The 7,728-nt window shown below is 69.7% G+C and carries 6 protein-coding genes; 4 read left to right on the top strand and 2 right to left on the bottom strand.

The features are described from left to right. The first annotated feature begins 45 nt into the window (after window positions 1-45). The gene (locus tag FJV41_RS46690) at window positions 46-879 is read left to right on the top strand and encodes a hypothetical protein (RefSeq protein ID WP_181791443.1); all 834 of its coding nucleotides are present in this window, start codon (window positions 46-48) and stop codon (window positions 877-879) included. A gap of 27 nt (window positions 880-906) precedes the next feature. Here FJV41_RS46690 and FJV41_RS46685 read toward each other — a convergent pair whose 3' ends face one another. Beyond that, entirely contained in the window at window positions 907-2,154 is a 1,248-nt protein-coding gene (locus FJV41_RS46685) for an ArsB/NhaD family transporter (protein ID WP_141649094.1), read from the bottom strand. Between the two features lie 90 nt (window positions 2,155-2,244). Between FJV41_RS46685 and FJV41_RS46680 the strand changes: the two genes are divergently transcribed. The 3 genes from FJV41_RS46680 to FJV41_RS46670 all read left to right on the top strand — a co-directional run bounded on the left by FJV41_RS46680 (window position 2,245) and on the right by FJV41_RS46670 (window position 6,791). Beyond that, window positions 2,245-4,662, top strand: a complete 2,418-nt coding sequence (locus tag FJV41_RS46680; protein ID WP_246137857.1) for a DEAD/DEAH box helicase — start codon at window positions 2,245-2,247, stop codon at window positions 4,660-4,662. 15 nt (window positions 4,663-4,677) lie between these two features. Beyond that, window positions 4,678-6,198, top strand: coding sequence for a ribonuclease H-like domain-containing protein (locus tag FJV41_RS46675; protein WP_141649093.1), 1,521 nt, complete (start codon window positions 4,678-4,680; stop codon window positions 6,196-6,198). Window positions 6,199-6,308: 110 nt separating this feature from the next. Next, the gene (locus FJV41_RS46670) at window positions 6,309-6,791 is read left to right on the top strand and encodes an FKBP-type peptidyl-prolyl cis-trans isomerase (protein ID WP_141649092.1); all 483 of its coding nucleotides are present in this window, start codon (window positions 6,309-6,311) and stop codon (window positions 6,789-6,791) included. A 108-nt stretch (window positions 6,792-6,899) separates the two neighbouring features. Here FJV41_RS46670 and FJV41_RS46665 read toward each other — a convergent pair. Continuing rightward, a partial coding sequence (locus FJV41_RS46665) for a hypothetical protein (protein ID WP_141649091.1) occupies window positions 6,900-7,728 on the bottom strand: 829 nt, incomplete at its 5' end.

Raw genomic sequence — 7,728 nt, 5'->3', positions numbered from 1 at the left:
AAGAGACAGGGGCGGGCACCCCCGCAATGGGGTAAATGTCAGGGCATGACGCGAAGCCTCCTCCCGTTTCTCACGCTGGCGCTCGTCGCCGGCTGTGCGTCGCAACGGCTGGCCGGCGCGGACCTGGACCGCGTGCGCCGCCCTGCGTTCATCTCCCGCATCGAGGACGGCGCGGGACCTCGCAGCTTCGTATTCCGTGAAGACGCCGCATACGGCGACAAGCTCAAGAAACTCGAGCCCGTGGAAGCGGACCGACGGCTCACGGTGAAGCTCCAGCAGGCGGTGACGCGCTTCGAAATCTCGGAGCGGCTGCGGGTGAATACGCTGACGCAGCTGCCGCGCGAGGCGCCGTGGACGGCGACGGTGGACCCGGCGCGCGTGGCTTCAGTGCTGGAGAGCTTCCTGGTGGAGGAAGTCCCGGCGAACGCGCCGGACTACGACATGGTGGCGCCGCTGGGCGCGGACACCGTCGTCGAGTTCGTCGTGCAGGAGTACGGCATGCGCAGCAAGAAGGGCCACGCGGGCGCCTTCCTGCGCGGGTACGGGCGGATGTTCACGCTGGATGGGCGCTCGGAGGTGTGGCGACACCCGTTCTCCGTGGACCAGGTGGAGTCCGGTGCCGCGCACCTGGACCCGTTCAAGGTGGGCAAGGACCCCGACCTCTTCCGCCAGGCGATGACCCTCATGCTGGACCAGGTGGCGCTGGATTTCGTGAAGGACCTGACGCCGAGAGACAGGCGCGGGGGCCCGACGCTGCCCGACCACCCCATCTCCTCGTCGCCGGACAATGTCGCGCCGGTGCTGGTGGAGCCGCCGAAGCCGCCTGAGTCGGACCTGGCCCCGGGTGAGCTGCCGGACCCCGACCCGGACCCGACCTAGCGTCGGCGCGGCACTCCGGGGCGGGCCCTAGAAGAGGGCGTGCTCCAGGAGGAGCACGGCGAGCCCGACCACGAAGCTGATGAGCGTGACGGGCACCCCCACGCGCAGGTAGCGCAGGAAGCTCATGTCCACCTTCTCGCGCGCCGCCTCGAAGACGATGAGGTTGGCGACGCTGCCCACCAGCGTGAGGTTGCCCGCAAGCGTGGAGCCCAGCGCCAGCACATGCCAGCCGAGCTCCACGTTCTGGAGCGCGGGCACCCATGAGCGCGCGAGCATGACGAAGGGCACGTTGCTGAAGATGTTGGACGCCACCAGCGTCAGCCCCGCGAAGCCCAGCGTCTCCCTCCACGAGGGCCCCGTCATCAGCGGCGCGAACAACAGGCGGATGTCCTCCGCCCAGCCGTCCTTGTTCACGCCGTAGACGACGACGAAGAGGCTGGCGAAGAACAGCAGCAACACCCAGTCCACGCGCTCCAGCGCCTCGCGAGGCTCCCTGCGAGACAGGGCCATGACCAGCGCGGCGCCGGCGAGCGCGCTCCAGCTCATGGGCAGGCCCGCGAAGAAGGCCACGACGACGCCCGCCATGACGGTGAGCGTCAGCGCCAGCAGCCCCCGGTCCACGGGAGGAGGCGGGGGATGGGGCTCGAAGCGCGTCGACGTCAGCTCCTTGCGGAAGATGAAGACGAGCGCGCCCGCGACGATGACCGTCGACAACAGCGCGGGCAGGGCCATGTACGCGGCGAAGCTCGCATACGAGATTCCCGACGCGCCCTGGATGAGCATGTTCTGCGGATTGCCGGTGAAGGTGGCCACCGAGCCGCTGTTGCTGCCCATGCACACCGCGAGCAGGTAGGGCACGGGCGGCAGGCGCGCGTCCTCCACCGTGGCGAGCACCAGGGGCGTGAGCATCAAGCACACGGTGTCGTTGACGAGGAAGGCGGACAGCGCCGCGGAGATGAACGTCACCGCCAGCAGCAACAGCCGGGGCGTGCGAGCCCGCCGCACCGCCCACGCGCCCGCCGTGCGGAAGAAGGCCGCCTGGGACATGTAGGCCGCCAGCAGCATCATCCCGAGCAGCAGGACGATGGTGTCCGCGTCGATGGCGTGTCGAGCGGGGTTCTCGCTGTGGTTGAAGACCTCGGCGGGAGTGACGACCCCGAGGACGACCATCAGCACGGCGCCCAGGAGCGCGCCTCCAGGGCGGTCCAGCTTGATGAAGGGGAGCCGGGCGCCGGCGATGAAGACGTAGGTGAACAGGAAGATGGCGAGGGCCACGGGCGGCGCACCCTAGCCGAGCGCCGTCCCTCGCGCCCTGGGCGCGTTCGCGTTGTCCGGGCGGGTACACGCCTGTACAGTGCCCGACCCATGAAGTTCGAGAAGGAAGAAGGGGCCTTTGGTGGCCCCCGCCGCACCCCCTGGAACGCCCCCCGGGGCCTGGACACCGTGCTTCAGCAGTGGAAGGCGGACAAGGGGCTGGGGCCCTGCTTCTCGCTCGACGAGGCGACGCCCGCCCGGGTGGGCTCCTTCGCCCCCATCCCCGACGAGGTGGCCCCCCAGGTCCGCGAGGCCCTTCGCCAGCGGGGTGTCGATCAGCTCTTCTCCCATCAGGCCGAGGCCTTCCGCCTGGCCCGCGCTGGCAAGAACCTGGTCATTGCTACGCCAACGGCCTCCGGCAAGAGCCTCTGCTACAACCTGCCGCTGTTGGATCGCTTCGCGCGGGAGCCGCAGGCACGGGCCCTGTACCTGTTTCCCACCAAGGCGCTGTCGAGAGACCAGGAAGAGTCCCTGCGCGCGTTCATGCGCGAGGCGGGGCTGTCCCACGGCGCCATCACCTTCGACGGCGACACACCGGCGGATGCGCGGCGAGCGGCTCGGGAGCGCGGGGGCGTCCTGCTCACCAACCCGGACATGCTGCACACGGGCATCCTCCCGCATCACGCGAGCTGGGCGCGCCTGTTCTCCAACCTGCGCTACGTCGTCATCGACGAGCTGCACACGTACCGCGGTGTCTTCGGCTCGCATCTGGCCAACGTCCTGCGCCGGCTGCGACGCGTGGCGCGCTTCCATGGCTCGGACCCGGTGTTCATCGCGGCCTCGGCCACCATTGGCAATCCCCAGGCACATGCACGGCGGATGCTCGGGACTGACGTCGAGCTCGTCTCGGAGAGCGGCGCCCCGTCCGGAGAGCGGCGGGTCATGGTCTTCAACCCGCCCGTGGTCAACGCGGAGCTGGGCATCCGCGCCAGCTACCTGAAGACGTCGGTGCGGCTGACGGCGGACCTGGTGCGCGCGGGCGTGTCCACGCTGCTGTTCGGCCAGTCGCGCAACAACATCGAGGTGATGCTCAAGTACCTGCGGGACAGGTTCGTCGAGGAGAAGTTGGACCCGTCGCTCATCCAGGGCTACCGGGGCGGCTACCTGCCGGGCACGCGCAGGGCCACGGAGGCGGCGCTGCGCGCGGGAGACGTGCGCTGTGTCGTCGCCACCAACGCGCTGGAGCTGGGCATCGACATCGGCTCGCTGGATGCCGTGGTGTGCGCGGGCTACCCGGGCTCGGTCGCCGCGCTGATGCAGCGCTTCGGTCGGGCGGGACGTCGAGGCGCGGGCAGCCTGGCCCTGCTCGTGACGTCGAGTGCCCCGCTGGACCAGTACCTCGCGGCGGACCCGCGTTTCCTCATCGGCGCGCCGGTGGAGCATGCGCGCATCGACCCGGACAACGTGGAGATTCTCGTCCAGCACCTCAAGTGCGCCTCCTTCGAGCTGCCCTTCGAGGAGGGCGAGCCCTTCGGGGACGTGCCGCCGGAGTCCACGGCGGAGGCGCTGGGGTTCCTCGCGCAGCACGAGGTGGTGCATCCGACGGCCGGGGAGGGTGGCCGGCGCGTGTTCCACTGGTCTTCGGATGCGTACCCGGCCAACCACGTGTCCCTGCGCAGCGTGGGCTGGGACAACGTCGTCATCATCGAGCGCGGCACGGACCGGACGCTGGCGGAGATGGACTTCCGCTCGGCGCACACGATGCTGCACGAGCAGGCCATCTACCAGCACGAGGGTGAGCAGTATCAGGTCGAGCAGTTCGACTACGACAACCACAAGGCCTTCGTCCGCAAGGTGGCGCCGGACTACTTCACGGACGCGATGACGTACGTGCGCGTGAATGTCATCCAGGAGGACCAGAGCGCGCCCATGGGCCCGGAGCTCCAGGCCGGCATGGGCGAGGTGAGCGTCATCGAGAAGGTGGTGGGCTACAAGAAGATCAAGTACCACACGCATGAGAACGTCGGTTACGGCGACGTGGCGCTCCCGGAGATGCAGATGCACACCACGTCGCTCTGGCTGACGGTGCCGGAGTCGGTGGTGCGCTCGATGAATTCACCGCGCCCGGCCGTCATCGACGCGCTCCGCGGCGTGGCCACCGCGCTGCGGACCGTGGCGTGCGTGGGGTTGATGATCGACCCGAGGGACGTGGGCAAGACGCTCGGCAGCCGCGACGACGCGGACGGGCCTCCGCGCAAGGACGGTGGCGTGGGGTTCGACCCCACCATCTTCCTCTATGACAACGTGCCCGGCGGCGTGGGCCTGGCCGCGCGGCTCTTCGACCAGCGGGACGAGTTGCTCGTGCGCGCGCGGCGCCTGCTGGAGTCCTGCGCTTGCGAGGAGGGTTGCCCCGCCTGCATCGGTCCCGCCTCGGGCGTCATGCCCGGACAGGCTCCGGTGGATCCGCATCCGCGCAAGCGACTGGGGCTGGAGCTCCTGTCGGTGCTCGGTATCGCTGGCGTGCAGTAGACGGAGACCCGGCGCGTGGACCTCAAGCGAAAGCTGGCGCGACTGACGGGGGTAGGCCCGGGAGGCAAGCCCGCGACGAATCGCGTGGCCACGCTGACCGAGCCTCCTCCTCGCGCGGAGGACCTGGCGCGAGTCGATGGGCCGCCTGTCACGCCCGTCGATGGTGTGACCTCGGAGGCTTCGTCACCCACAAGTCCGCCCGAAGACGGCGCGGCCACGGCGCGGCGGGGTGTCCCGGAGGCTCCGTCGGACACCGAGCCCTCCTCTTCGAAGGACCCTCGCATCGAGGCCCTCCGGCGGATGCTCGCGGACTGGTCCGAGCGTCAGGGGCAGACGGCCGCGCGCCGAGGCCCGGCTCCCGCGAAGCCTCGTCCGGGACCGCTTCCCGTCATCCCCCAGGAGACGCCGCACGGGACGGTCCATGTGTCGGAGACCCTGCTGTCCTCGGAGCATCGGCATGGCACCGCGCCTGTGGCCGGGGCGCTGGATGTCGAGGGGGCCCTGGTCGCCCGGCTCGCGCTGCACGAGGAGCTGGCGGGGGTGGACTTCCAGCGGATGCTCTTCCTGGACACGGAGACCACGGGGCTCGCCGGCGGCACCGGCACCGTGCCCTTCCTCGTGGGGCTCGCGTGGTTCGAGGGCCGCTCGCTGCGCGTCCACCAGCTCTTCCTGCGCAAGCTGGGCGAGGAGGCCCCCATGCTGCGCGTGCTCGCCGCGCGCATGGCCATGTCGTCGTGCCTGGTCACCTTCAACGGCAAGAGCTTCGACTGGCCGCTCTTGCGCACGCGCTTCGTGCTCAACCGCGTCGCGACGCCCCCGGAGCTGCCGCACCTGGACCTGCTGCACTGCGCTCGCCGCGTCTTCAAGCACCGGGGGGCGGGCACGCGCCTGGTCCACGTGGAGGAGCAGGTGCTCGGACACCGCCGCGTCGACGACGTGGACGGCTCGCTGATTCCGGAGCTGTACTTCCGCTATCTGCGCGGCGGGGACGGCTCGGCGCTGACGCCCGTGTTGGAGCACAACGCCAACGACTTGCTCCTGTTGGCCGCGCTCCTGGGAGAACTGGTGCGCCGCTTCCGGGCAGGGGACGGCACCGCCGTGCTCCCTGGTGAGGACCCCCGGGATCTCCTGGGCTTCGCGGGAGTCGCGCTCCGGGCGGGAGACCATGCTCGGGCGCGGGCCTTCGCCCAGGCGGCGACGGGTGGCTCCGGCACGGTGGGGGTGGAGGCCCATGCCCTGGCATCCCGGCTGGCCCGCATGGCGGGGGAGCCCCTCGTCGCGGCCGAACACCTGCTCCAGGCCCTGGTCACGGCTCGAGGATTCCAGGCGGCGACGCTGCACCTGGAGCTCACCAAGCTGTACGAGCACTCCCTCAAGGACCTCGCGGGCGCGCTGAGCCACGCGCGCTTGTCGGCGGCGGCGGAGTTGCCGGAAGACCACCGGCGCCGCATCGTTCGTCTGGAGGGTCGCATCGAGCGGAGTACTCGGAGCCGCGCGCTGGACCTGAGTGCCCGACCACCGCGCTCAGGCCCCTGAAAACCCTTGCGTCCGGTTTCGGGCGAGTGGGCTCGCTCCCATGCCCACCCGCAGGTCGACCGAGCACATGATGGGAGCGTTGGACCCCGGCCTGCGCTAAGAGAGGCGCCATGAAAATCACGAAGGACAGTGTCGTCTCCATCGACTTCCGGCTCCACCTTGGCGATGGGAAGATGGTGGACGAGAGCGAGCCTGGAGATCCGCTCGTCTATCTGCAGGGCCACGAGGAGGTCGTCCCCGGTCTGGAGAAGGCCCTGGAGGGCAAGGCCAAGGGGGACTCCCTGTCAGTGGTCATCCCCCCCGAGGATGGTTACGGGCCGCATGACCCCGAAGGCATCGAGGAAGTTCCCCGGGGAGAGTTCCCGGAGGGGCTGGAGCTGACCGAGGGCGGCATCCTGACCGCCACGGACCCCGAGGGGGACGAGGTGGACTTCCTCATCAAGGAGATTCGCGGCGACACCGTGGTGGTGGACTACAACCACCCGCTCGCCGGCAAGACGCTGCACTTCGACGTCACCGTGCGCGAGGTCCGCGCCGCGACGGCCGAGGAGCTGGAGCACGGCCACGCGCACGGCCCGGACGACGCCCACTGACAACCCGGGCGGGAAGGACGGGCCTTCCGGCCCTTGCTTCCCACCCGTTCCGCGAGGCCACGCGGTGTGGCCTCGCGAGCGGTTCCTGCTCAGCGCGGCTGGGACGACTCAGCGCCCGCCCAGCAGGTCCGAGTTGAAGGCGAACCCGAGGAGCATGAACGGCATGGCCTCCTGCCGGCTCGGGTGCTTCAGGTACCAGGCCACCATGCCGAGCACCGTGGGGCGGTTGAACATGGTCCCCTCGTCGGTGTTGAAGGCATACGAGGCGACCGGGCCCACGCGCATGTGGCTGTTGTCGACGGTGGTGTTGCCGGAGACGCCCTGGTCCTCGTTGTAACGAGGCCAGACGGCGCTGAAGCGCGCCCCCACCATCCACTGCCCGGACAGGTAGACGACGTCCGAGTCGTTGGTGAAGACCCAGCCCTTGCCGGCCAGGAGCGAGTCCAGCATCGGGTCGTAGAACGTCGTCGCGCCATCGCGCAGCGTCAGGTTCCAGTACTCCAGGCTGAACTTGGCGCGCACCGCGATGGGGCCGACCTTCGCCTGGAGCGTCGGCTCCACCAGGAAGTGGTGGCCGCTGGTGCTGTAGGCGTTGTCCTCGCGCAGGTCCAGGGCGTCATCCGAGAAGTCCTGCAGCGGGTTCGGATACGACTGGAGGAAGCCCATGGTGCCCAGGAAGCGCGTGTACTCGTAGCTGGCGCGCACGTTGAGCAGGGCGATGGGCTGGATTTCAAACTGCGGGCCCACCTTGAGCGAGGCGGGGTTGGCCTTGATGAGGGCCGCGGCGTTGACGAACGTGTCGCGCATCACCGGCGACTCGCTGTCGAACAGCCGCTTCTGGATGACCAGGCGGTTCTGCGTCTCCAGGCCAATGGGGTTGACGCGGAAGAGGTTGAAGCTCGTCAGGTACAACCGGACGTTGGGGATGGGGCGGGGC

Origin of the sequence: Myxococcus llanfairpwllgwyngyllgogerychwyrndrobwllllantysiliogogogochensis (assembly GCF_006636215.1) — a bacterium.
In the GTDB taxonomy this organism is placed as follows: domain Bacteria; phylum Myxococcota; class Myxococcia; order Myxococcales; family Myxococcaceae; genus Myxococcus; species Myxococcus llanfairpwllgwyngyllgogerychwyrndrobwllllantysiliogogogochensis.
The sequence above is the reverse complement of the archived record's forward strand: the minus strand, read 5'-3'. Positions and strand labels throughout refer to the sequence as shown.

Coding starts and splice junctions, on each gene's coding strand:
- FJV41_RS46690 (WP_181791443.1), top strand. CDS start 46: ATGACGCGAAGCCTCCTCCCGTTTCTCACGCTGGCGCTCGTCGCCGGC.
- FJV41_RS46680 (WP_246137857.1), top strand. CDS start 2,245: ATGAAGTTCGAGAAGGAAGAAGGGGCCTTTGGTGGCCCCCGCCGCACC.
- FJV41_RS46670 (WP_141649092.1), top strand. CDS start 6,309: ATGAAAATCACGAAGGACAGTGTCGTCTCCATCGACTTCCGGCTCCAC.